The 259-nt window shown below is 51.4% G+C and carries 2 tRNA genes; both read right to left on the reverse strand.

The features are described 5' to 3' along the window. Positions 1-53: 53 nt before the first annotated feature. Positions 54-130: transfer RNA gene (locus tag H131_RS22515), tRNA-Ile, on the reverse strand. 7 nt (positions 131-137) lie between these two features. Next, positions 138-211, reverse strand: a tRNA-Met gene (locus H131_RS22520). Between the last annotated feature and the right edge of the window lie 48 nt (positions 212-259).

The following is a 259-nucleotide window of genomic DNA, read 5'->3' on the forward strand; positions in this document are numbered from 1 at the left end:
CAAGACCGATCCCTTCAGCCGAACTTGGGTATACCTCCGTAACAATATATAAATGGTGGACCTTGCAGGACTCGAACCTGCGACCGGACGGTTATGAGCCGTCTGCTCTAACCAACTGAGCTAAAGGTCCTTTAAGATGGCGGCAGAGGGAGTCGAACCCACGACCTTTCGGGTATGAACCGAATGCTCTAGCCAGCTGAGCTACGCCGCCAGGATCTTTATAACTGGTTATAATTTTATGGTGGAGCCTAGCGGGATC

It is taken from the genome of Lysinibacillus sphaericus OT4b.31 (assembly GCF_000392615.1).
Classification (GTDB): domain Bacteria; phylum Bacillota; class Bacilli; order Bacillales_A; family Planococcaceae; genus Lysinibacillus; species Lysinibacillus sphaericus_B.